The organism is Leptospira terpstrae serovar Hualin str. LT 11-33 = ATCC 700639, from assembly GCF_000332495.1.
Classification (GTDB): Bacteria; Spirochaetota; Leptospiria; order Leptospirales; family Leptospiraceae; genus Leptospira_A; species Leptospira_A terpstrae.
Map to the genome: position 1 here is coordinate 307,806 of NZ_AOGW02000010.1, position 23,180 is coordinate 330,985.

The following is a 23,180-nucleotide window of genomic DNA, read 5'->3' on the forward strand; positions in this document are numbered from 1 at the left end:
TTACCCTTTGGTTTCCAATACTAAAGATTCAATTTCGTCAAATTTTTCTTCTCCTGCAAGAGCTATCACCTGTTCTGCGAGTAGTTTTGCTTTCCAAGAAGAAATCTCTTGTACCTTTTCTCCTACCTCTCTCATCAGTGGGAGAGCAGAACTCAAATCCCGAAACCCAAGTCCAATCAGGACTGCAGTAAACATAGGATCACTTCCAATTTCTCCACAAATGCTAATGGGTTTTTTCTGAGAATTGGCAACATCGGCAATGTTTTTGAGTAAAAGTAAAAAGACTACTTGCCATGGATTGTAAAGATCTCCCACCAAATGGTTGTTACGTTCTACTGCCAGAAGGTATTGTAAAAGGTCGTTTGTCCCAACACTATAAAAATCTACATGGTTACCGAGAAAGGGTAGGTTTAGTGCACAGGCCGGAGTTTCTACCATAATTCCTAAGGGAATTTTTTTAGTGATGATTAGTCCTGTGGTCTTTAGTTCTTCCAAACATTCTGTAAATAAGGCTTTGGTTTGTAAAATCTCTGAGCGAGTGGTGATCATAGGAAGCATGATGCGCATGGTTCCAAATTCACTAGCGCGAAGGAGAGCTCTCAATTGTTCTTTAAAAAAGTGGGGGTGGCGGAGAAGGTAACGAATCCCACGGTTTCCGAGAAAGGGATTTGCTTCTTCGTATCCATTCTCCATTTTATCAGCCCCGATGTCCCAAACCCGAAAAGTGACAGGGCGTCCCACCATCTTTAGTAAAATTCGTTTGTAAACAGCAAATTGTTCTTCTTCTGTTGGTTTGAATTCTACATACCGGATAAATAAAATTTCGGTTCTAACAAGTCCAATCCCATCAGCTCCTTGTTCAAAGGCTAGGTCTACTTCCTCTTCCGAATCAATATTGGCACGAAGAGAAAACTTTTTTCCATCTTTGGTTTTGATTTCTCTTGGGCCATCACTGATTTCTCGAAGTGGTTGTACTTTGTGTATTTCGCTTCGGATTCCTGCGAGTTTGATTTCATCAATTCCTGGGGAGCGGTTTAAGATCCCCTTAGTAGCATCTAACAAAATGTAGTCGTCGTCTTCCACATGGGAGGTGATATTTTTTAAACCAACGATTGTGGGGATTCCATAATTTCTTGCAATGATGGCGGTATGTCCTGTTTTTCCGCCAAAGTCTGTTGCGATACCACGAAGACGGCATTTTCCCAGTTGGATCATTTCGGAAGGAGTGATCTCCTTGGCGATCAGGATCACATCTTCTGGGATTTTGGTATGATCGGCTAATTTATCAGGATAAAGGTTGGCTTCAATTCGTTTTCCAATATCTAAAATATGATCAGCTCTTTCTCGAAAGAATTCATCGGGGATGGATTGGAATTCGTCGTACAAGGAGCTAACGGCTGTTTCTAGAGCTAATCCCGCCGATTCGTTGTTTTGCGCTATTCTTTCAAAGACTCGGGCCCGAAACAGGGGGTCATTTAAAAATACAATTTGGGATTCTAGGATTTCGGAAAGTTCGCGGTTTGCTTTTGATTTTTGGACTAAGTCAGCGAGATCATCTTCTGTTTTGAGAAGTCCCTTTTTTAGGAGTTCCACTTCGTCTCTGATTTCGTCTGGGGAGAGGTCCGTGCGGTCTTCGCGTTTCCGTTTGGTTTGTTTCCAACGAAACACTTTGCCATAAACTGTGCCTGGATAGGCAGAAATGCCTTTAAATGTGGTTTTTTCTTCCATCCGTCCCTTTGCCAAAAATACTTTCGGCTAGGCTCCGTTTGGAAAGTAAAAAACGCCGGATTCTAACGAGCGGCTTGTTTTTTAGAGAAAAGTGGGACTCGTTTGCTCTTGAACTGAGTGAGTTCGTTTCCCGTCACTTGGCTCATAATGCATTTGGCAAGAGAGATGTCCAGGGCGTGTCCCGCTTTCGAAGCAATCAAATGTCCCCGGAAAGGACGCCCCATCACAGCTAAGTCTCCAATGAGGTCGAGAATCTTGTGACGGACACATTCATTATCGTAACGTAAAGTTTCGTTCAAATACCCGTCATCTGTGAGAACTACAGCGTTGTCGAGAGACCCGCCCATAGCAAGGCCTCGCGCTTGGAGGGCTTCCACATCTTTCAAAAACCCAAAAGTTCGGGCAGGAAGGATGTCCGTTCCTAAAATGGATTCGTCTAGAGTGGTGGTGTAAGATTGTCCTCTGAGGAGAGGGTGGTTGAAATCGATACTATAAGTCACTTTGAGTTCGTCGGATGGTAACATCACAAGGTATTTGTCCCCGTCTACCACCCAAATGGGGTTAGCGATGGTAATGGGTTCGATGGTTTCTTCCAAAACCCGAATACCTGCAGAACGGATTCCTTCCCAAAATGGGAGAGAGGATCCATCCATAATCGGAACCTCAACAGAATCAATTTCGAAGATACAATCGGTAATCCCTAAGGTATGGACAGCGGCGAGGAGGTGTTCTATGGTTTGCACCCGGTTGGAACTTCCGTCTCCAATGGTAGTGGCGTTACTCGTGTCGACAACGTGGTCGAGAGAAACGGGAATTCGAATTTTTTGGGTACCTTTGTAGAGGTAAAAGATAAGTCCTGTATTTGCTTCTGCGGGATGGAGCCGTAAAGTTACCATTTTCCCGGAATGTACGCCAATTCCCCGAAGAGTGATGGAGTTTTGGATCGTTTTTCTATGTATCGCCGTTACCATATTCAGTTCCTACTAACAATTTTGTAGGAAAGGGGGGAGGGACAATTCCAAAACCTGGGCCTAAAGTCAAAAAAATGTCTCCTTTTTACAACAGTGTGGTGGGAATGTGACGGCTCACGTTTGTGCACCAAACCAAAAGATTTTGCTACAAAATGGACCGTATTTTACGTGTTAGTGCTTAGAATGCACTGAGTGCAGAACGAATGAAACTAGTCACAGGCGCCTGTTCCCTTGTGTCCTCTAGTCCTTCCCTCAGTTCTTTTAATACTACTTGGGCATCCCCAAGAGTGGTATTTACCGATTTATGCACATCACTTTCGTTGATGAGTTTTCCGAGGGTTCCTTGGCCCTCGTTGATTTTACCGGTAATTCCTGCAATGTTTTGGACGGTTTTACGGATATCAGAGCGGTTTTCGGCAATGAGTTCAGATAAAGAAACCAGAGGATCTTGGGTGACCTTTCCTTGGATCGGCATCAGTTTCCCGGACTTGGGGGAGATCTCCACTTTGGTCAGCGCCGGCTCCGACATCATGTATTCTTTGGTTTTGGGATCCACCGGAAACTTGGAACCAGGATCGAGAGCGACTACTCGGCCTGAAAGTAGGCTTTCGTTTTTGATTGTAATTTCGTAATTGGAGAAAAGCTGCACCTTTCCTTTCAAAAGGAGAGTGAGTTCGACTTTGGTTCCAATTCCCATTTCTCCCTCAGGAAGTAAATTTCCATACTCATCAATTTGCACCAAACGGATTTTGGATACATAGCCAAAGGGAACACCGTGGATGGTTACCTTGTTTCCAATTTTGATCCCTTCGGCATCAGGAAAGTATACAGGGAGTTGGTATCCCGATTTCTGGAAGGGACCACCTTCTGTTACGATGGTAAAATATCCCACAGCCACAAGGGAAAAGATAAATAAAAGTCCAACAATGAGAGCGCGACCTATGGTAGGCATTCCCTAAAGTTCTCCTAATGTTTGAGTCAAAGTCAATTGGATTTTCCTTTTTTTAATTCCGAATGATCGAGGATCATTGGACCCACTGTATTTCCATGAATGAACTGTTGGATGACGGGATTGGTTGATTTTTGGATCTCTTCAGAGGTTCCGCAAAACTGTACTTTTCCTTCATAGAGAAAACTAATTCTGTCTGCAATGCGATAGGCTGAATTCATATCATGAGTGACCACTATAGAGGTTAGACCTAATTCCTTTTGCAATCGGATGACAAGATCATTGATGACATTGGACATCACAGGGTCAAGGCCTGAAGTTGGTTCGTCGTATAACACGATTTTAGGTTGGGAAGTGAGGGCCCTTGCAAGACCTACACGTTTTTTCATCCCACCAGAAATATTACTAGGTAACGTATCTTTGGCGGGAACAAGGTCGAGCCATCTTAGTTTTTCCATGACAATACGATCTAGTTCTGCACCACTCGCTATTTTATGTTCTCGTAAGGGAAGTGCTACATTTTCATAAACTGTCAGCCAGTTGATGAGAGCCCCCGATTGGAACAAAACTCCGAGTTTGGAGCGAAGTTCTTCTCTTTTTTTCTCCTTGGCATCTACTATGGATTCACCAAAAATTTGGCAGTCTCCTTCATCTGGATCGAGAAGACCGGTGATGTGTTTGAGACTTACCGATTTTCCAGTTCCTGAAGGCCCAAGGATGACCATAGTCTCTCCTTGTTTGACTTGTAGGTTCATACCTGTGAGTATCTTTCGTTTGCCGAAAGTTTTATGAACGTTTTTCATTTCAATGGCAAAGGTTTCCATAGAGTCCTTCATTTATAAAATAAAGCGGTAAGCACATAACCAGAAAAAATGACCATTAGGAAGGAAGTGACAACTGCCTTTCTTGTCGTTTGACCCACACCAATCGCACCACCTTCTGTCCTAAGTCCTTGGCTACAGGAAATGGTGGAGATGGAAAGACCAAATACATAACCTTTGAGAAGTCCTACATACAAATCTTTGAGGCCAGGAACTGAGGAAATACGATAATACACATCTTGGAAGTAACTAATCATATCAATTCCCAGTTGAAAATGTCCCACGATCCCACCACCTAAGATTCCTAAGGCGGCTGAATACACACAAAGGACAGGAACCATAAGCGAAAATCCCACTATCCTTGGCATCACAAGGTAACGAACAGGATTGATTGACATCACTTCCAAAGCATCGATTTCTTCAGAAACTTTCATGGTTCCAATTTCTGCGGCCATGGCTGAACCTACGGAGGCAGCAAGAATAAGAGAAGTCATAAAGGGAGACATCTCCCGGGTGAGAGTGATGGTAAGTAAAAGTCCAATTTGACCTTCGGCTCCAAAGTCACGTAGACCAAGGCCGGTGTTTAGTCCAAGGATCATTCCTGTGAAAATGGAAACAATAGAGACAACAAAAAGGGAACCGACACCTGCGATAAACATCTGTTCTAGAATTTCTTTTCGTTTGAAATAGAGATGGTGGGACTGTCCAATCGATCGAAAAAGGAGGAGGACAGTATACCCGATGGCGTAAAGTAAAGGTTCCAAAGTTTTGGAGTAGAGACGTTTCATATTTCCCACCAAAGAAGTTTATATTTGTTTGTTGGTTCTCTTGTATCGATTCCAAAAAGACCATAAGCCAATTCGTATCGAAACCCATTCGGCGATTTGGAATATTCTACGAGAAGAGGAATATGGATATGGGTTTCTTCTTCTGTCCACCGATGTGTATAGAGTCTTGTGATTAAGTGCAAACGTTTTTCCCCGTTGGAAGACCTTTTGTATTCGATGAGTGAAAAGATTGGTTCCCAAACATCTTCCATCACTTCAAATCGCACCGGAATGATCGCAAGGGTATTCCATCCAAAATTTCCATCTGCATCTTTATGGTAACGAAATAATGGCCACAGTTTCCAATAATAATCTTCTCTACCTGTTTGGACATATTCACTTTTCATATGAGAATAAAAAGGCAATAAAAAATGAGAAGTCGCTTTTAAGTGAGAAGTGTTTTGCGACAAACGGATGTAAAATGGGGTAATAAACTCAGCTTCTTTGTTAGCAAAATAAGAATATCCATAAAAGGGGAAAAACACAAGTTTCTGCGTATCTTTTTTTTCTGAACTTGTGTATTGGAAAAAGATAAAAAGTGCCGTGTAATTGGTCTGTCCTGTTTTTTTGTCATATCCGTAAGAGAATAAGGAATTCAAAATCGGAAACCAAAGGAAGGCGCGACTTTTCATATTCCCATCTTTAGAATCTTTGCTGTTGTAGAGGGGAAAAAATATTTTGTAGGTTGTGGGTTCTTTTTTATCCAGACGTTCTTCCCCCCATTGAAAAAAGGGCCAAAGGAAGGACTGGCGTTTGTATTTTCCTTCGTGTTCCTTTTTGGAATAAAGAGGAAAGATGCGAAAATCACTTCTTGTTTCAGATCCTCCCCACATGACAAAGGGCCAGAGTATGGATTTCGCTTCATAGGTTTTATACTTCCATTCGGAATAAATGGGAAAGAGCACATAACTCAATTCTTGGTATGAAAGTTTGTTCCGAATTTTTCCATAGATTGGAAAGACACTAAAATAGTTTTCTCTTTGGGATTCACCTTTCCCCCAAATAAAAAGAGGGGTGAAAAGGATATCTTCATCGGCATCCCCTTCCTCATGTTTGAATCCAGTTCCACTGAAGAAAAATAACGAAGACCAAGTATACCAGTAATTGGTTTCTTCTTTATAATAAAATGGGGAAAGATAACTTTTAAAACGAAAGGCATAGGTTTTGTCTTGAAAACCAATATAGAATGGACGAAAGGCTAAATAACTTTGGCGTCCTCTGGTTTCCGATTCATATAAAAACCAAAATTGGTGGTATTTGGATTTGATGTCTTCGGTAAAGGAGTTAGGGAGTTTGGCAAATAGGCTTGTGCTCTGAAAGACGAGACAAAAAACAATTCCGAATTGAATTTTAAAGCGGGAATCCACGTAATTTCAATATCGTCAAGTTTCTAGAAAAGGAATCAAGTGATTTCATGATCCAAACCAAAATCGCACTGCTTTTCGGAGGTATCTCCGGAGAACATATCATCTCCATTCGATCTTCTTATTTCATTTTCAATACAATCGATCGGGACAAATTCCAAATTTGTCCTGTTTACATTGACCAAACGGGAAAATTTTGGATCCCCAAAGGAAAAGATCCAGTTTACCCAGACCCTACAGGGAAAACAGAAGCTGAATTTCTAAAAGAATTTTCTTCCCAAAATCAAATCTCAGAACCGCAGTCTGCGGCTGCACTTTTAGATTTTGGATTTTCTGCCGCCTTTCTCGGATTACACGGAGGTGCAGGTGAAGATGGAAGAATCCAAGGATTTTTAGATGTATTAGAAATTCCTCATACAGGATCAGGAGTTTTGGCTTCTGCTCTTGCCATGGATAAATATAGAGCCAATCTTCTATTCCAAACAATTGGGATTCCCGTGGCTCCCTTTGTGGATCTTGAAAAAGGAAAAACGGATGCTAGAAAAACAGTTTTAAACTTACCGTTTTCCTTTCCCGTATTCATTAAACCAACATTAGGTGGTTCTAGTGTCAATACGGGGATGGCAAAAACACCAGAAGAAGCTATGGTTCTTGTGGATAAAATTTTTGTCTCAGAAGATAGGGTGCTCATCCAAAAGTTAATTTCGGGAACAGAGGTTTCCATTGGGGTTTTGGAAAAAAAGGAAGGGGAAAAAAGAACTCCTTTTGCTCTGGTACCAACAGAGATCCGACCCAAGTCTGAGTTTTTTGATTTCGAAGCAAAGTATACAAAAGGGGGAAGTGAAGAAATTACTCCTGCACCGGTTGGGGAAGAGGTCACCAAAAAATTACAAGAATATACTTTAAAATGTCATGAAGTGCTTGGTTGCAAAGGTTATTCGCGCACTGATTTTATCATTAGTGATGGCGTGCCTTATGTTTTAGAAACTAACACTTTACCTGGAATGACAGGAACAAGTCTTATTCCCCAACAAGCAAAAGCATTGGGGATAGAAATGAAAGATGTGTTTACTTGGCTTTTATCGATTGCCCTTTCTTAGGAAAAAAATACATTCCTATCAGGATGGCGATCAGACTGGCAATAGTTCCATAGAAATGGCTTGTCATATCGTCGCCATACACTTCCAGGATGAGCCAAGTTCCAATTCCTACAAATAAAGAAAATAGCGCTGCCCTTTCGTCTGCTTTTTGACTCATCAGTCCAAACACCATGGGGATAAATAGTGTAACGAGTGAAATTCCTCCTGAGTCTTCCACAAGAGCGTAGATAGAAGGTTTTCCTACCGCGAGTAAAAAAGATACGCTGGCAATGATAAGAACAGAAGTTCTAGAAAGTAGTAGTAACTTTTTATCATTCATATCTTTGAATGCGTATTTCAGAATATTCTCAGATAGAATGGAAGATGGTGCAAGGATTGCCCCAGATGCAGTGGAAAGAATTGCTGAGATTAGAGCCGAAAAAAATAAAACCTGTATCCAAGGACTAGAAAACTTAGAGATCATCGTTGGTATCAAAAGTTGGCCAGTTTCTCCATGTAAATCAAAGTCAGGAAGTAAACTTTTTGCGTGGAGTCCTAAAAAGAGAGGGATCAGGGCAAATAGTAAATACAAAATAGAAGAGAGATAAGAGGCAGCAACGGCCACTTTTTCTGATTTTGCCGACATCACTCTTTGAAAGATATCTTGTTGGGGGAGGGATCCAAATCCCACCACCATCCAAGCAGAGATATACAATGTCCAAGCATGGTAATTGGATTCTGGAAAAAACCGAAAGAACCCATCTGGTTTTTCTTGGATAGAGGTCCAAATTGGTTTTACCTCGTTTAACTCAAATAATACGATGACAAGACCTACAATAATGGAGATTGATTGAAAAAAAGTCAGTGAGCGACACCGACCACATCCCTCCAAGATAAGTATAAAATACAACAAGGCAGGCACCGATGACTATGGCAGTGAATTGATTGATACCAAAAAGAATCTGTACCATAATTCCGAGGGCTACAAATTGTGCAGCCACCCATCCAAAATAAGAAAAGATCAAACAGATCCCGGCAATAAATTCCATTTTTTTTCCATACCTGTTTCGATAAAAATCACCAAAGGTAAGGATTTGCATGCGGTAGAGATACTTAGCAAATACGAGGCCAAGTAAAAAAAGACATAGCGCGCCACCAAACGGATCTTGGATGACGGATAAAAATCCGCCTTTTGCAAATTCGACAGAAGAACCTAGGATGGTTTCACTACCAAACCAGGTTGCAAAAAGAGCAGCCGTGGAGATGGGGAGGGGAAGGCTTCTTCCTGCTAAAATAAAGTCACGTGAGTTTTTTACTTTTTTTGCCGCATACACTCCAATGGCAATCGTTATGAGTAGGTAACCAATAATGAAGACTGCTTGGAAACTCATTCTTTAAAATAAATCTTCTTCCACTGGTTTTGACGGCACGTCGTCTTTCTTTTTTTTGACCGCCGATTTTACGATTTCTCCACTTGGTGCTTTTGATAAAAATTCAATTTTTGCTTCTGCATCCACAAGCCTTTCCGAACAAACCTTTTTTAACTCCATGCCTCTTTCATAAGCTTTGATGGAATCTTCTAAGGAAAGTGTTCCTCTTTCTAATTTTTCAGCGATGTCTTCTAATTCACGAAGTGCTTCTTCAAAACTAATCGATTTTTTCTCTACCATTTTCGATTCCTATATTTTTTCTTTTACTTCTACGAGTATTTTTCCATCAGAAAGAAATACTTCTAAACTTTCATTTTTTTGGATATTATGAATGGAAGATATGACTTGTTTGTTTTTGTTTCGTACCACAGAATACCCACGTTTTAATGTTCCAAGAGGAGAAAAGTGTTCTAATCGTTGTTCGGCGAGGGTAAATTTGTTATGTATTCTTTCTATGTATGATTTCCAGTTTTGCGATAAATTATCAAACCTTTGGAATTCACTTTGTTTGCGAACCAAATAGTTTTTTCCAAGGAGTGAAATCTTTGTCATAAGTTCATCTAGAACCGTAGATCTAATTTCTAAAATGGTTTTTGGATTTTGAAATACAGGTCTTGAAATAACGCCTGTCCACTTTTCTTTTCCAATGCGTATTACACTAGTGAGTGCTGACTTAATCCTATCTTCCATTTCGTCCAGACGTATGAGGGTGTCTGAAACATTGGGGATGGCTAGTTTTGCTGCAGCAGTCGGTGTGGGAGTTGTGGCATCCGCCGCAAGGTCTGTTAGCACCCGATCAATTTCATGACCAACAGCAGAAATAATGGGAATTCTCGAATTGTAATAAGCCATTACCACCGCTTCTTGGTTGAAGGCCATTAGGTCTTCGAAAGAACCACCACCACGCCCTGCAATGATAACATCGACTTCCCATTTGGGATCATTCAATTCTTTGATTGCTTCAATGATGGAAACTTCAGCACCGTCTCCTTGTACAAGACAGGGAGAAACTAAAATTTGAATCGAAGGATTTAGGTCGGTAGCAATCCGTATAATGTCTTCCACCGCCGCACCTTTGGGCGAAGTAACAATACCTAGGCGTTTTGGAAATTTGGGAAGCGGGCGTTTGTGTGTGGCATCAAAAATTCCCTTATCAAGTAAGGCTTTTTTTAATTTCTCAATTTTAAGAAGGATATCTCCTTCTCCAATTTCTTCTATTTTTTGAACTGTTAAACTATAATACCCACCAGGTTCATAAACAGAAACAGAACCATAAACCAAAATCTCCATTCCATTCCGTAGAGGAGTTCCCCGATAGTTTTTGGCTTGGAAAGAAAAGAAGGCACATTTGATGACACTAGCTGTATCTTTTAAAGAAAAATACATATGTCCGGAACTATTGGTTTGCGAATAGTTGGAAATCTCTCCTCGCACCCAAATGTTTTTAAATTCAGATGTATCTTGGAGTTTGGCTTTGATGAGGCGGTTGACCTCACTGACACTAAGAGATGAGTCCACAAGTTCCATTTAGATATTCTGAAAACGGGTCTCTCTAAATATTTTCCAAAAATCCCAAAGGATGATGACAAGTGTTAATGCCATAGGCCCTATGATGATCCCTGCGACACCAAACTCTTGTAATCCGCCAATCAGGGATAAAAAGATTAAAAACGGATGTGTTTTTAGTTTTTTGTCCAGAATTTTAGGTTTTACTAAGTTCTCTAAAATCAAATAACTTGCACCACCAGCAATCATAAAGAGAATACTTCCTGTCCAGTTTTCTTGGACAAGCCCCATATACAAACCAATGGGTAACCAAACAACGGAGGTTCCCACAACAGGGATCAATGAGAAAATGGTAGCGATACTAGAAAGTAAAAACTTATTAGAAACAGATGTAAAGAGTAACAAAAAATATATAAGCGCACCTTGGAGTAAGGAGATAAATAAGTTCCCCATCATCACTGTGCGAATGGCTTCTTCAATCCGCCGACCAAGTCTTTCCTCAATTTCTGTGGGAAAGGGAAGTAGAACAAAAAGTGCATGTTCCATTCGACTTCCTTCTTTGTATAAAAAGAAAAGTAAAATGAATGTAAAAAATGCATTGAAGATAATTGCACCCGGTACTTCAAACGAACCAAGTAAAAACCCAGATGAATTTTTGAGTAAACTATAAATGGAATCTAAGTTCAAGATATCCATATGTTGGCCAACATATTCGCGGTACATCAAAGGAAGTTTGATCCAAAAAAATTCATTTTCCGTAAAGAAGTCAGTGAGCATGGGGCTATTTAAAAGCAAAGAAACGATCGATTCTTCTGTGAGTTGGTTTCTAATATAGCTGACTAAGTTTAATGATTCTCGAATTAAAGTGGAAACAATCAGGTAGGAAGGGATAAACACTCCCGCAAGCATTAGAATGACCATGATGTAGGGTGAAAGCCCATGGAACTTGACACCCAATAGGTTTTTTAGTTTTTTGTGAATCTTCCTTGTCGTGAGATAAAACAAAAGGGCAAGAAAACTGGCCCAAAGAAATGGTTTGAATACAAAAAATAAAGTGAGGCAAGTCCCAATGAATATAGCACTGAGGAGGAGATAGACTATAATTTCGTTTTTGTTTTTAATCCAATTCATCATTAATAACTGGAATGTTTTCTAAAATAAAAACGAAGGTAATGGGAAGGACTTCCAGTTTCAGAAACAACAATCGAAAGAGATTTTTTGATAAAGCCTTCTAGTAAATAAGTCACTTCACCATTTTTTTCTGTTTTATCAATGAGTTTCCAATCCCCTTGCATTGACCTAGTCTCAATTCGTTTTAAAATAGAAGCCAAACTTTCCTCGGATTCAAGAAGTAGGTAGGCTTCCTTTGTATGGATATGGCTTGTTTTGAATTCACTTGATTCAAGGAACCTCAGTTTTTCCGGAAAAAAGGATTGAGGAAAGGCCGGCGGTGGACTTGTCGGATTTTTGGTAACGACAATTTGATCAAAACGATAGATTTCCGTTTGTGTGGTGGGGGTACAGGCCCCAAAAAATAGCAATAAAATAGGCAAAAAACGAAGCATTACGGAAAGCAAATGAGTAACACCCGTTTCCTTCCATTCATTTTTTTAAATCTTTGTTGCCACCTGTGGGGAAAGCTTATCTTTTCCTTGTGTTAGATTTTCTTCAGTTTGATGCCTTTTTGACTCGAATCCTCGAGTTACCTCCGCTCCTGCTTTGGGGCTTCTTCTGTTTTTCTAACTTTTTGGAGAATGTATTCCCTCCTTGGCCGGGAGATACCATTACAGTGTTTTCCGGATTCCTTTCTTCAAGTCCCGATTCGCCCCTATCTTTTCTTTCTGTAGTGATAGCCACCTACTTGGGAAACCTACTTGGTGCCTTAGTGATGTATTTTTTTGGAGATAGGTTCCTCCAATTCTTAAAACGATCACAGTTCCCTTTTCTTTCGGCACTCTATCAGGAAGAGAATTTACATAAGACACTCAGTTGGTTTCGAAAGAATGAGCTCATTGTGGTATTATTGTCCCGGTTTTCCGCAGGAATTCGATTCTTTGTTTCTATCGTAGCGGGAATGAGTAAAATGAACGTCATTAAATTTGTTCTTTTGTATACGATTGCCATTTTCCTTTGGTGTGGTCTCCTCCTTACGGGTGGGTCCGTGATGGGAACCCATTGGAACCAAATCGTTGTTATGCTGTCATACTACAACCGGACCATCGGATTCATCCTTATTTGTTTATTCTTGTTCTTTCTCTATCAAATTATGAAGAAAAGAAATACAAAGTTGACATGATTTTATTTTCTGTTAGGGTTTTCACCCATGAACTCTTGGGGAAATATAGCGTTTGATTTTTACACATTCGGCTCTCTCGTCGGTGTGATTTTTACTTTTTACAATGCACAATTTTTTTTAACGGTTAAAGAAAAGTCGGAAGCGACCTACCAATTGGGAATGGGAACACTTTGGCTTGGGCTTTTCCATTTTGCCTATATGATTAATTTTTCCTTTATGGGACCTGCTTCTGCCTATTTGCGTTGGCTTGTAATCATTGGGGCTATGGCAGGTGCTTCCTACCTCACTAGTTTCTTCTTAAGTTACCCCGAAGTATATTTCCCCCGATTCAAAAAATATCTTTTTTGGATAATGAATACAATTGTTGTGATTGTAACTGGTTATTTTGTTTATATAAGTTTAACAGCTGGTAGGTTGTTTTTCTTTAGTGGGCATTATTGGGATTTTCCTGTACCAGTTTTTTATAAAGTATATGCTTTGATTGTTCTTGGTTTTTTTGTTACTTTTTCTTTGGTTGCTTTGGTTCAAATCTTTAAAATGCCTAAAGAATCAAGGTTTGCTTCCGCAAGTATCCTAATCGCATTTATCCTTGTGACTATTCTTCCAGGGATTATGAATGCACAGTCAAGAGACGGTGCGATTGGCCGAGGTCTTTACCAAACCATTACTGATCTTGTTTTGGTGGTGGGACTATTTGTTGCCAATGTAGTTTATATCAATAATACAAAAGATAAAACGACTATTATTTCCCGGATCATAGGAATTTCTCTCGCATCATTTTTGTTAGTTTTACAGCTTGTGGCTTATTCTGTGATTCAACAGTCAGAAGCTAATTATGATATGGTTCATACTGCACGTGCGAAAAACTTTATAGCAGGTTTAGAGACTGACCAAGTCCCTAGTTTTCATTATACCTACGATACAAACCAAAAAGAGTTTATTCTGAAGAAAGGAATGGAAGATTCGGCCGTTGACCCAAAATCTTACGAATCGGAATATTGGAATTATTGGGCATTAGAAACCATCCTTTCCTACAAACAAAGTAAGAACTGGAAAGAAAAAACAAAGAGTTTACTTACTTTGCTCCCAGAAACAAGCAAAGGTTATGCTGCCGAAATCAAAAGACTATTGGCTCTTGAAACGATAACAAACCCAGAAACGTTAATCCATGAATTAGAATCTGAAAAAAGAAAAATTCTCTACACAAGAAACAAATTAAGAGAAATCCCAACTAAGAATTTTTCTGACAATGCGGAATCTTTCGTTTCTAAAAAAGAGGGACCACTTTCCGGTTTTTATGGAGAGGCACGTTCTGTTTTGGAATCCTCACTTTCTGAGGAGAAAAAATCTGAAGTTCTTGATCAGATGTTTTCCCCTATGCCAAACCATGGAGACCGAAACTACAGGGGGCGTGTAAAATTTGCAGAAAATAATCCAGAGTATTCTTTTTACGTAAGTTATCTGATCGTTGACAAACCAAATGGATTAGTCCACGAAGTGGGATACCCTTATCTGGATTATAGGGAATTCCAAGAAGAAGTTACTCTTCCTTGGATCATTGGTGTATTATCGCTTGCGGTACTTGTAATCTTTGGCTACCGACTTTTCTTTTTGATAGCCCTCTTAAGACCGATCGAACAAATCATTGAAGGATTGACAGAAGTAAATTCTGGAAACTTAGAATACCGGCTCACAGTTCATGTGGAAGATGATATAGGTTTTATGGCACGTTCCTTCAACCGAATGGTTCGCTCCATCCAGGCTGCTCGTAAAAAATTACAACAGTATGCGGAACAATTAGAAGTCAAAGTCCAGGAACGAACTAAGGAATTAGAAAATACCTTAAAGGAAGTCCAATCTTTAAAACACCAACAGGACGGTGATTATTTTTTAACATCACTTCTTTTGCAGCCATTTAACGCAAATCATGCGAAGCATGACAATGTTCATATAGATTTTTTATTGGAACAAAAGAAAAAGTTTACCTTCCGCCAGTATGAAAAGGAAATCGGTGGAGATTTAAATATCGCAAACCAGATTTTTTTGAACAATCGCTCTTATACTGTTTTTTTAAATGCAGATGCTATGGGAAAATCTATGCAAGGGGCAGGTGGGGCACTTGTACTTGGTTCTGTATTTGAGTCCATCATTACAAGGACTCAACTTTTAGGAGAAGCAAGAAATACATACCCTGAACGTTGGATTAAAAACACCTTTTTGGAACTTCATAAAATTTTTGAAGGTTTTGATGGGTCAATGCTTGTCTCTCTTGTTCTTGGACTAATTGATAACGAAACAGGTTTACTCTACTTTATCAATGCAGAACATCCATGGATGGTCCTCTACCGTGATGGGATCGCAAGCTTTATAGAAAACGAACTTATGTTTCGTAAACTAGGAACTTCTGGAGTACAAGGAAATCTTTATATCAAAACTTTCCAACTGGAACCAGGAGACATTCTGATTGCAGGATCCGATGGTCGGGATGATTTGCTAATTTCGCATACAGCAGATGGGAAACGAGTGATTAACGAAGACGAAAGGTTATTCTTAAAAGTTGTAGAGTCGGGGAAAGGTGAGCTCGATAAAATTTATAATGAATTGGCTAAGTATGGAAGTTTAACGGACGACTTATCGTTGTTACGTGTTTCTTATATTGAAGAAAAAGAACGCTATAAAATTGAAAAGGAACGATTAAAAGAAATTCAGGCGCTCCTACTTAAAGCAAAAGAAGCCAGCGAATCCTCTGATTTACAAGAGGCAGTTTCCTATTTAGAAGAGGCAAATTCTCTAGAAGAAAATATACCTGAGATCAAAAAGAAATTCATCCAACTCTATTTGAAACTAAAAGACTATGGGAATGCTAAAAAGATGGCAAAAGACTATAGTTTGCTAAAACCGATGGATACGGAAATTATGTACATCACTGCATTTTGCGCTCGTAAAGTAGCCGATGTCAAAACAGCCATTGATTTTGGGGAGCGCGTCCGCCTTCGTGATCCTGGCCACGTCAAAAACCTAATTAACTTGGGACAAACGTATCTGGCAGATAAGAATTTGGACCGGGCAGAGAATATTCTCAGTTCCGCTTTGGAATTAGATCCGGAAAATCCGAGTTTACAAAGGCTTCTTGACCACATTCGGAAAAAACAAAACAAACAAGATGCAGTAAGTTAGAGTCTAAGATTTACATTGAGTGAATCATTTGAGATCAGAATTTCCCAGAAATTTGGGGACTTTAAAAAGGAAGAATGGAATCTCCTCGTTTCCCCAGATTCGGTATTTCAGGAATATGAATTCCTTTCTGGTTTAGAGAAGACTGGTTGTATTGGTCAATCGGATTGGTCTCCAGTCCTTATCTCTGCTAGGCGAAACGGTTTTCTATCGGGAGTCCTTCCGGCTTATGTCCGAAGTGATTCTTATGGCGAATATATTTTTGATTTCCAGTGGGCCAATGCCTTTCACAGAGCAGGGATTCCTTACTATCCAAAGCTTACAGTAGCAGTTCCTTTTACACCTGTTACGGGAGACAGGATTTTACTCCATCCGGATTTAACAAACGAAGAAAGGGAATCTTTAAGTTCCGAACTATTGCAAAAGCTCCTCGAGTTTGGGAAAAAACAGGAAACTTCTTCAGTTCACATTTTATTTTGTAAGGAAAACGAACAAAAGTTAGGCATCGCAAATTCTTTTGCTCCCAGGCTTTCTCACCAATACCACTGGTTTAACAAAGGTTTTGCGAATTTTGAAGAGTTTTTAGCAACATTAGTAAAGGACAGAAGAAAAACCATTCGCCAAGAACGGCGTAAAATTTCAGAAACAGGACTTGTTTTCCAGACACTAACGGGGGATGAAATTACAGAAAATCATGCCCATATATTTTATGAATTTTATAAAGATACACATTCAAAAAAATGGGGGCAACCCTATCTCAACCGCCAATTTTTTTTGGAAATGTATGAAACCTTTCGCCATAGACTTTTGTTAGTTTTGGCTTCGGATCCATCGGGAAGGCCAATCGGTGGGAGTTGGAATGTTTTTCGTGAGGGTTTTTTATTTGGAAGGTATTGGGGAGCTTTGGAACATGTTCCCAACTTACATTTTGAGTGTTGTTATTACCGATTGATCGATTATGCTATCGAACATAAAATGGAACGAGTGGAAGCGGGAGCCCAAGGGGAACATAAATTCCTCCGAGGTTATGAAGCGGTTCCAATGTACAGTTTGCATCATATTTATAATGAACAAGGCAGAGCCGCCATCGAATCCTATTTGGAACGAGAGATAGCTATGGAAAGGGAAAATATTTCCGCCTACAATGCGCAGTCTCCCATCAAGGCTCTGCGGGAGGGATAATGTCAGATCCAAAACGAAAGTCCTATACGGAAATGAACGTAGAACTTCTCGAAAGAGAAAAACAAAAACAGAAATTAAAGAAACCAGACCGATATAAGGTGATCCTTATCAATGATGATTACACACCACAGGAGTTTGTTGTTTTTGTTTTAGCCAATGTTTTTCGGAAATCTATGGAAGAATCTCGTCAAATTATGTGGAAGGCGCATACTTCGGGATCTGCTGTTTGTGGGGTGTATTCACTCGACATTGCTAGAACCAAAGTGGCAGAAGTCCACAAACTGGCTGAAGACGCAGGACATCCATTACAATGCCAATTGGCAAAAGAGGAGGACGAATGAACCTTTCCACTGATTTAGAAAAAAGTCTGGAGCTTGCAGGAAAAGAAGCATCCAAATACCATCATGAATTTATCACTTTAGAACATTTGTTATATGGACTAACTTATAATGAAAAAACTAAGGAAGTTTTGGTAAGTGTCGGTTGTGACATCGATCTTCTTAGGAAAGAACTGACCGAATACTTCGAAGAGGACTTGGCGACAATTGCTGTTCCCAATTTAAAAATCCAACCGCGTTATACTGTGGGAGTCCAATTCGTAATCCAGTTTGCTGCCTTTCATGTGCAAAATTCCGGTAAAGACGAAGTGGATGGAAATAATGTACTTGTGGCACTATTTCGAGAAGAAGATAGCCAAGCCTATTATCTTCTCGCCAAACAAGAAGTAAGCAGACTCGATGTAATCAAATACATCTCTCATGGAATTAAAAAAGAAAAGGATTCCGAAGAGCCCGAATTTGCAGAGGAAACAGAATCGGGGGAAACCGAAGCTGGCTCCCGAAAATCGGCTCTAGAAAAATTCTGCGTAAATCTTACCGAAAGAGCCAAACAAGGAAAATTAGATCCTTGTATTGGACGAGATATAGAAATCGAAAGAACCATTCATATTTTATCTCGGCGACGAAAAAACAATCCTATCTTTGTAGGAGAAGCTGGAGTTGGAAAAACTTCCATTGTGGAAGGGATTGCCGAAAGAGTGGTTAAGGGACTTGTGCCGAAAAGCCTTCTGGATATGGAAATTTATTCTTTGGATATGGGACTTGTGATGGCGGGAACCAAATTCCGTGGGGAATTTGAGGAACGACTGAAAGCCATCTTACAGGAAGTAGTCGGAAAACCAGAACGAATTATCTTTGTAGATGAAATTCATACCGTCGTAGGAGCGGGTGCAGTGTCTGGAGGAAGTTTGGATGCCTCCAACTTAATGAAACCTGCACTTGCCAATGGGGAACTCAAATGCATTGGAACCACAACGTATAAAGAATATAAATCTATTTTTGAAAAAGACCATGCTCTTTCACGAAGATTCCAAAAAATTGAAGTTTCGGAACCATCTAGGGAAGATGCGATTGAGATCCTAAAAGGCCTAAAACCAAAATACGAATCCTTTCATGGGGTCACTTACAGTGTAAAGGCCATTGAGGCTTGTGTGGATCTTTCCAGTTTACATCTTAGGGACAGATTTCTGCCTGACAAAGCCATCGACTTAATGGATGAATCCGGCGCCTTTGTTAAGTTACGTGATGAGAAAAAAGAGAAACCAAAAAAACAAGTTGGAATTTTAGAAATTGAATCCCTCGTCGCAAAGATTGCCAAAATTCCAGAAAAAACTGTCAAAGCCGATGATAAAAAGAAATTAGAACATTTGGATTCTGAAATTAAGTCAGTTGTTTTCGGTCAAGACCATGCAATCGAACAAGTAGTCGATGCCATCCACTATTCACGTTCTGGGCTTAGTGATGAAGGAAAACCCATTGGAAGTTTCTTATTTGTTGGCCCTACAGGTGTCGGAAAAACAGAAGTAGCAAAAACTTTGGCCGATAAAATGGGAGTAGAGTTCCTTCGTTTTGATATGAGTGAGTATATGGAAAAACATTCCGTCTCTCGCCTGATTGGAAGCCCTCCAGGTTATGTAGGGTATGACCAAGGGGGCCAACTTACCGATGCCATTGCCAAAAATCCCCACTGTGTATTGTTATTCGATGAAATCGAAAAAGCACATGAAGATATCTATAATATTTTACTCCAAGTGATGGATCATGCCACACTCACAGATAGCACAGGAAAAAAGGCAGACTTTCGTAATGTCATCCTTATCCTAACGACAAATACGGGAGCGCAGGAAAGTTCCAAACCTCTTCTCGGTTTTGATACGGATAGGTATGATGATCGCTCTTTAAAAGCCATTGAGAGGACATTCACACCTGAATTTCGAAATCGTTTGACTGCTGTTGTAGAATTCAATGCTTTATCGATTTCTGTAGTGGAGCTTGTGGTAAAAAGAATGTTCCGCACCTTACAGGCCAAAGCCGAAGAAAAGGGAATTCATTTGGAATTGTCAGAAAAAGCGGTACGTCATTTAGCAGAGACTGGTTATGACAAAGCGATGGGCGCAAGGCCTATCCAAAGGATTCTTAATTCTGAAATTGGAAAACCTCTTTCCAAAAAAATTCTATTCCACAAAGACAAAGTGAACCGTTACCTTGTGGATGTAATGGAAAAAGAAGGGAAAAAAGTTTTGGAAATTTCGGAAGTAAAGTCGTAAAACTTTCCTTAGTTACAAAAAAGAATGAGAATTCTGAACCATTACCAATGGTTCAGAAAACAATTTTCAATTATGTTTGAAGTCTACTTAGTACCTCATCTTCTTTTTGAAAGGTGAGGTATCCAAATACGAATGCACCGAGAACCGATCCTAAAAACAGATAGAAAGGTAAATGGAGACCGACTTCTTCTGGTTTTACGAAGTCATAAAAATAACGTTTCGGATCTAAATAACCCCAGATGACAAAAACGACTGAAACCATTTGAGCCCCAAAAAACCATATCCTTGTCCATTGGGATTTCCAAAATCCAAGGAAGAAAAAATTAAGAAGAGCAAGAAGTATAAACACTGAGTTTAACTTGGGCCCAAGGGAAATGGATTCATTTATTTCAAAAAAACGAATTTCATAGGAAAACCAAGGAAGAATCGCAAAGAGAAGTTGTAAAAACAAAAAGATAAAGAATACTTTATCAAAAAAAAGTTTTGATTCCCAATATCGGTAGAGAGAAAGAAATATTCTTTTTGTTAAGAACCACCAAGCAACGATTAGCTCAGGAACAAATAGAAGAGAATCTTTAGTAAATTGAAAAAAAGCAAAACATTTGCTAAGAATTGAATTTGTCATTCGACTTCTGCTACCACTTCCAATTCTACACTCGCATTTAAAGGAAGGGAACTCACACCTAAGGCAAACCTTGCATGTTTTCCTTTTTCTCCAAAAATCGAGGCTACAAGTTCTGAGGCTCCATTGGCTACTAAATGGTGCTCTGTAAAATCGGGACTGGATGAGACAAAGACACCTAACTTCACAATCGATTTAATTTGGTCTAAGGATTGAATCTGAAGTAAGATGGCAGCTAGGGCATTCAGTAAACATTGTTTGGCTTCTTCTTGTGCTTCTGCGAGAGTTACCTCTTTTCCGACCTTTCCCGTTTTCCTTAATTTTCCGGCAACCAAAGGCAATTGACCGGAGGTGAAAACCAGGTTTCCCACTCGTTTCGAAGGGATATAAGCAGCTAGGGCCGCAGGAACAGGAGGGATCTCGAGTCCCAATTGTTTTAAAGTTTCTTGGATAGGCATTGGATTCCAGCCTAGGTGGGCCTTAGGATAGAGACAAAATTTTTTTTTAAAAATCTATGAATTTAGAAAACATTCTTGACGTTTGGCAGTCATATATGTAGAGTGCTAATGAAAATAGCAATCAGCTATCATGAGTGCTAAAGAGGAGAATGAGCATGTTGTTCCGAATTCTAGACCCACAAACCAAAGCAAATCAGTTCTGGAGAGACTTTGACCGGTTGAACGATGAGTTGACGCGTTCCATTTTGGACAGCCAATTCGGTTCGGCTTCCAATTTCCCACCTGTAAACGTTTATACAAAGGAAGAAGAAGCCCTTGTCACTTGTTTACTCCCAGGGATAGAAGCTGACCAAATTGATATCAATGTGAAAGACAATCTTCTTTCCATTCATGGAAAGAAAAAAGCAGAAGAGCTTGCGGAAGGAACAGAAGTGCACCGTCGCGAAATCTTCAATGGAGAGTTTCATAGAACTTTGGAACTACCGTTTCGCGTCGATCAGGACCATGTCCTTGCGAAATTTACAAATGGCGTATTAAACATCCACCTTCCTCGCAGAGAAGAAGATAAACCTAAGAAAGTATCCATCATTGCTGGTTAAGGAGAGAATTATGAATACACTCACAAAAGAAAACAAAGAAGAAGTTTTAAAACAATCGGCGGAGAAAGACGTAAAAACACCTGCTCGGATTTATTCACCTAACGTAGATGTTTTTGAAACGGAAGCAGAACTTCTCTTCCGTGTGGAAATGCCAGGGGTTGACCAATCTTCCGTGGAAATTTCGATAGAAAAAGACCAACTCATTTTAGAAGGTAAGTTTGTTCCACCTGCCGAGTCTCGCGGTCAAGTTCGTCTTGCTGAGTATAGAGAAGGAAATTACTTCCGTAAATTTACAATCGGAAAGGCAATTCATTCTGACAAAGCAACGGCGAAAATGAAGAATGGGATTTTGGAACTAACCATTCCTAAAATGGAACCGAAAAAAACAAAAATCGAAATTCAAAAATAGTAATCCCTCGTTAGGTGTTTGGTAATCCCTAATGGAATTTTTTTCATAAACCCGATTTGCCCTTTGAGGTTTTTCGGGTTTTCTTTTTATAAAAGGGTTTGAATGGTTTCTAATAATTTTTGGTTTTCTTCCGGAGTTCCAATGGTGATTCGTATGAAATCTTTCGAAATTCCTGTAGAGAAATAACGAATGAGAATGTTTTTTTCTTTTAATTTAAGGTACAAACTTTCAGGAGAAATTCCTTGTTTTGGTTTACAAAATAAAAAATTAGTAGAGGAGTTAGGAATATAAAACCCCAGGGATTCCAATTCAATTTTCAATTTGTTCCTTTCCAAAATGACTAGAGAACGTTTTTCTAAAAAATACTCTTTGTCTGCATACGAAGCTTCCGCAACCACTTGTTCTAAAATTCCCACATTATAAGAATCTTTCAATTTACGAATCCAAGTGATTACTTCTAAAGAACCAACTAAGTAGCCAACCCGAAGACCTGCCAATGCATAGGATTTGGAAAAAGTTCTGGATACCACAAGATTAGGATAGTTTTTAATTTCGGAAAGTAAGCTTGTGTTAGGTTCTGTGAAATCAATGTAGGCTTCATCAGAAAGTACAAGACCGGGAAAATTTTTTACTAAGTTTAAAAGATCTTTTTTTTCTTCCTCAACTCCTGTTGGTGCATTGGGATGAGCAAAACAAAGTAATTTTCCTTTTTCCTTAAGTAAAGATTCAAAATCAAAATGTAAATTGGGAAGAACGGGAACCGCTTTGTATATGGCTCCTACCATCATTTGTTCTGTAAGCACAGGATAATAGGAATAAGTTGGATCTGGTGCGACCACCACGTCCCCAGGTCCCACAAGTGTATGGAATAACATTCGTAAGGCTTCATCAGAACCATTGGTTACTAAAATTTGGTTGGGATCCAAATCATAATCCTTAGCGATTAATTCCTGCAATTTTCTTGCATGGTAGTTTGGATACTTTCGTAAAACACCTGTTTGTAAAACTTTTTCTACGGCTTCTTTGATTTTGGGAGAAGGTGGGTAGGGGTTTTCATTGGTATTGAGTTTGATAGTAGAGGTGGTAAGACCTGGTTGTTCGCCTGGTGTATAGGGCTTAAAAGCGAGCAATTCCTTTCTTACCAAAGATTCCATAGAAAA

21 protein-coding genes and 1 pseudogene are annotated in these 23,180 nt (G+C 39.6%); 8 read left to right on the forward strand and 14 right to left on the reverse strand.

Annotated elements, in window-relative coordinates:
- The 6 genes from ptsP to LEP1GSC203_RS09940 all read right to left on the reverse strand — a co-directional run bounded on the left by ptsP (position 1) and on the right by LEP1GSC203_RS09940 (position 6,663).
- Entirely contained in the window at positions 1–1,728 is a 1,728-nt protein-coding gene (ptsP, locus tag LEP1GSC203_RS09915; RefSeq protein WP_002974399.1) for a phosphoenolpyruvate--protein phosphotransferase, read from the reverse strand.
- Positions 1,729–1,790: 62 nt separating this feature from the next.
- Entirely contained in the window at positions 1,791–2,699 is a 909-nt protein-coding gene (gene lpxC / locus LEP1GSC203_RS09920; protein ID WP_002974227.1) for a UDP-3-O-acyl-N-acetylglucosamine deacetylase, read from the reverse strand.
- A 178-nt stretch (positions 2,700–2,877) separates the two neighbouring features.
- A complete protein-coding gene (gene mce, locus LEP1GSC203_RS09925; RefSeq protein ID WP_002974088.1) occupies positions 2,878–3,651 on the reverse strand; it encodes a mammalian cell entry protein Mce in 774 nt (257 codons plus the stop codon).
- Between the two features lie 32 nt (positions 3,652–3,683).
- Entirely contained in the window at positions 3,684–4,472 is a 789-nt protein-coding gene (locus LEP1GSC203_RS09930; RefSeq protein WP_002973947.1) for an ABC transporter ATP-binding protein, read from the reverse strand.
- A gap of 8 nt (positions 4,473–4,480) precedes the next feature.
- Complete coding sequence (locus tag LEP1GSC203_RS09935) at positions 4,481–5,257, reverse strand: MlaE family ABC transporter permease (RefSeq protein ID WP_002974043.1); 777 nt, start codon at positions 5,255–5,257, stop codon at positions 4,481–4,483.
- Complete coding sequence (locus tag LEP1GSC203_RS09940; RefSeq protein WP_002974458.1) at positions 5,254–6,663, reverse strand: hypothetical protein; 1,410 nt, start codon at positions 6,661–6,663, stop codon at positions 5,254–5,256. The genes LEP1GSC203_RS09935 and LEP1GSC203_RS09940 overlap by 4 nt, the downstream gene beginning before the upstream one ends.
- Before the next feature lie 47 nt (positions 6,664–6,710).
- Here LEP1GSC203_RS09940 and LEP1GSC203_RS09945 point away from each other — a divergent pair, with 47 nt between their 5' ends.
- On the forward strand, positions 6,711–7,760 hold the full coding sequence (locus LEP1GSC203_RS09945; protein WP_002973766.1) for a D-alanine--D-alanine ligase: 1,050 nt from the start codon (positions 6,711–6,713) through the stop codon (positions 7,758–7,760).
- Here LEP1GSC203_RS09945 and LEP1GSC203_RS09950 read toward each other — a convergent pair.
- The 5 genes and pseudogenes from LEP1GSC203_RS09950 to LEP1GSC203_RS09970 all read right to left on the reverse strand — a co-directional run bounded on the left by LEP1GSC203_RS09950 (position 7,729) and on the right by LEP1GSC203_RS09970 (position 12,240).
- A pseudogene (locus LEP1GSC203_RS09950) lies at positions 7,729–9,130 on the reverse strand (sodium:solute symporter family protein). The gene LEP1GSC203_RS09945 and the pseudogene LEP1GSC203_RS09950 sit on opposite strands and share 32 nt — an antisense overlap.
- Positions 9,131–9,133: 3 nt before the next feature.
- Positions 9,134–9,409, reverse strand: coding sequence for an exodeoxyribonuclease VII small subunit (locus tag LEP1GSC203_RS09955; RefSeq protein ID WP_002973674.1), 276 nt, complete (start codon positions 9,407–9,409; stop codon positions 9,134–9,136).
- A gap of 9 nt (positions 9,410–9,418) precedes the next feature.
- Positions 9,419–10,696 carry an exodeoxyribonuclease VII large subunit gene (gene xseA / locus LEP1GSC203_RS09960; protein WP_002973739.1) on the reverse strand — a complete coding sequence of 426 codons (1,278 nt, stop codon included), beginning with the start codon at positions 10,694–10,696 and terminating at the stop codon, positions 9,419–9,421.
- Entirely contained in the window at positions 10,697–11,806 is a 1,110-nt protein-coding gene (locus LEP1GSC203_RS09965; RefSeq protein ID WP_039937892.1) for an AI-2E family transporter, read from the reverse strand.
- A 2-nt stretch (positions 11,807–11,808) separates the two neighbouring features.
- A complete protein-coding gene (locus LEP1GSC203_RS09970; protein ID WP_039937710.1) occupies positions 11,809–12,240 on the reverse strand; it encodes a hypothetical protein in 432 nt (143 codons plus the stop codon).
- Positions 12,241–12,329: 89 nt separating this feature from the next.
- Here LEP1GSC203_RS09970 and LEP1GSC203_RS09975 point away from each other — a divergent pair, with 89 nt between their 5' ends.
- Genes LEP1GSC203_RS09975 through clpA form a run of 5 tightly spaced genes read left to right on the forward strand, consistent with a single transcriptional unit; the run spans position 12,330 to position 19,932 of the window.
- Entirely contained in the window at positions 12,330–12,971 is a 642-nt protein-coding gene (locus LEP1GSC203_RS09975) for a DedA family protein (RefSeq protein WP_039937894.1), read from the forward strand.
- Between the two features lie 27 nt (positions 12,972–12,998).
- A complete protein-coding gene (locus LEP1GSC203_RS09980; protein ID WP_002974425.1) occupies positions 12,999–16,148 on the forward strand; it encodes a SpoIIE family protein phosphatase in 3,150 nt (1,049 codons plus the stop codon).
- Between the two features lie 15 nt (positions 16,149–16,163).
- Complete coding sequence (locus tag LEP1GSC203_RS09985; RefSeq protein ID WP_002974160.1) at positions 16,164–17,327, forward strand: GNAT family N-acetyltransferase; 1,164 nt, start codon at positions 16,164–16,166, stop codon at positions 17,325–17,327.
- A complete protein-coding gene (clpS, locus tag LEP1GSC203_RS09990; protein ID WP_002974073.1) occupies positions 17,327–17,668 on the forward strand; it encodes an ATP-dependent Clp protease adapter ClpS in 342 nt (113 codons plus the stop codon). The genes LEP1GSC203_RS09985 and clpS overlap by 1 nt, the downstream gene beginning before the upstream one ends.
- Positions 17,665–19,932, forward strand: coding sequence for an ATP-dependent Clp protease ATP-binding subunit ClpA (clpA, locus tag LEP1GSC203_RS09995; RefSeq protein WP_002974240.1), 2,268 nt, complete (start codon positions 17,665–17,667; stop codon positions 19,930–19,932). Before clpS ends, clpA begins: the two co-directional genes overlap by 4 nt.
- Positions 19,933–20,002: 70 nt before the next feature.
- Here the strand turns inward: clpA and LEP1GSC203_RS10000 are convergent, their stop codons facing one another.
- Positions 20,003–20,557 carry a hypothetical protein gene (locus tag LEP1GSC203_RS10000; RefSeq protein WP_002974466.1) on the reverse strand — a complete coding sequence of 185 codons (555 nt, stop codon included), beginning with the start codon at positions 20,555–20,557 and terminating at the stop codon, positions 20,003–20,005.
- Complete coding sequence (locus LEP1GSC203_RS10005) at positions 20,554–21,012, reverse strand: RidA family protein (RefSeq protein ID WP_002974326.1); 459 nt, start codon at positions 21,010–21,012, stop codon at positions 20,554–20,556. Before LEP1GSC203_RS10005 ends, LEP1GSC203_RS10000 begins: the two co-directional genes overlap by 4 nt.
- 155 nt (positions 21,013–21,167) lie before the next feature.
- Between LEP1GSC203_RS10005 and LEP1GSC203_RS10010 the strand changes: the two genes are divergently transcribed.
- Together LEP1GSC203_RS10010 and LEP1GSC203_RS10015 are read left to right on the forward strand one after the other, a co-directional pair.
- Positions 21,168–21,611 carry an Hsp20/alpha crystallin family protein gene (locus LEP1GSC203_RS10010; protein ID WP_002973695.1) on the forward strand — a complete coding sequence of 148 codons (444 nt, stop codon included), beginning with the start codon at positions 21,168–21,170 and terminating at the stop codon, positions 21,609–21,611.
- Positions 21,612–21,621: 10 nt separating this feature from the next.
- On the forward strand, positions 21,622–22,020 hold the full coding sequence (locus tag LEP1GSC203_RS10015; RefSeq protein WP_002973584.1) for an Hsp20/alpha crystallin family protein: 399 nt from the start codon (positions 21,622–21,624) through the stop codon (positions 22,018–22,020).
- Between the two features lie 86 nt (positions 22,021–22,106).
- Here LEP1GSC203_RS10015 and hisC read toward each other — a convergent pair whose 3' ends face one another.
- On the reverse strand, positions 22,107–23,174 hold the full coding sequence (gene hisC, locus LEP1GSC203_RS10020; RefSeq protein ID WP_232225864.1) for a histidinol-phosphate transaminase: 1,068 nt from the start codon (positions 23,172–23,174) through the stop codon (positions 22,107–22,109).
- Between the last annotated feature and the right edge of the window lie 6 nt (positions 23,175–23,180).

Coding starts and splice junctions, on each gene's coding strand:
- ptsP (WP_002974399.1), bottom strand. CDS start 1,728: ATGGAAGAAAAAACCACATTTAAAGGCATTTCTGCCTATCCAGGCACA.
- lpxC (WP_002974227.1), bottom strand. CDS start 2,699: ATGGTAACGGCGATACATAGAAAAACGATCCAAAACTCCATCACTCTT.
- mce (WP_002974088.1), bottom strand. CDS start 3,651: ATGCCTACCATAGGTCGCGCTCTCATTGTTGGACTTTTATTTATCTTT.
- LEP1GSC203_RS09930 (WP_002973947.1), bottom strand. CDS start 4,472: ATGGAAACCTTTGCCATTGAAATGAAAAACGTTCATAAAACTTTCGGC.
- LEP1GSC203_RS09935 (WP_002974043.1), bottom strand. CDS start 5,257: ATGAAACGTCTCTACTCCAAAACTTTGGAACCTTTACTTTACGCCATC.
- LEP1GSC203_RS09945 (WP_002973766.1), top strand. CDS start 6,711: ATGATCCAAACCAAAATCGCACTGCTTTTCGGAGGTATCTCCGGAGAA.
- LEP1GSC203_RS09955 (WP_002973674.1), bottom strand. CDS start 9,409: ATGGTAGAGAAAAAATCGATTAGTTTTGAAGAAGCACTTCGTGAATTA.
- xseA (WP_002973739.1), bottom strand. CDS start 10,696: ATGGAACTTGTGGACTCATCTCTTAGTGTCAGTGAGGTCAACCGCCTC.
- LEP1GSC203_RS09965 (WP_039937892.1), bottom strand. CDS start 11,806: ATGAATTGGATTAAAAACAAAAACGAAATTATAGTCTATCTCCTCCTC.
- LEP1GSC203_RS09970 (WP_039937710.1), bottom strand. CDS start 12,240: ATGCTTCGTTTTTTGCCTATTTTATTGCTATTTTTTGGGGCCTGTACC.
- LEP1GSC203_RS09980 (WP_002974425.1), top strand. CDS start 12,999: ATGAACTCTTGGGGAAATATAGCGTTTGATTTTTACACATTCGGCTCT.
- clpS (WP_002974073.1), top strand. CDS start 17,327: ATGTCAGATCCAAAACGAAAGTCCTATACGGAAATGAACGTAGAACTT.
- clpA (WP_002974240.1), top strand. CDS start 17,665: ATGAACCTTTCCACTGATTTAGAAAAAAGTCTGGAGCTTGCAGGAAAA.
- LEP1GSC203_RS10000 (WP_002974466.1), bottom strand. CDS start 20,557: ATGACAAATTCAATTCTTAGCAAATGTTTTGCTTTTTTTCAATTTACT.
- LEP1GSC203_RS10005 (WP_002974326.1), bottom strand. CDS start 21,012: ATGCCTATCCAAGAAACTTTAAAACAATTGGGACTCGAGATCCCTCCT.
- LEP1GSC203_RS10010 (WP_002973695.1), top strand. CDS start 21,168: ATGTTGTTCCGAATTCTAGACCCACAAACCAAAGCAAATCAGTTCTGG.
- LEP1GSC203_RS10015 (WP_002973584.1), top strand. CDS start 21,622: ATGAATACACTCACAAAAGAAAACAAAGAAGAAGTTTTAAAACAATCG.
- hisC (WP_232225864.1), bottom strand. CDS start 23,174: ATGGAATCTTTGGTAAGAAAGGAATTGCTCGCTTTTAAGCCCTATACA.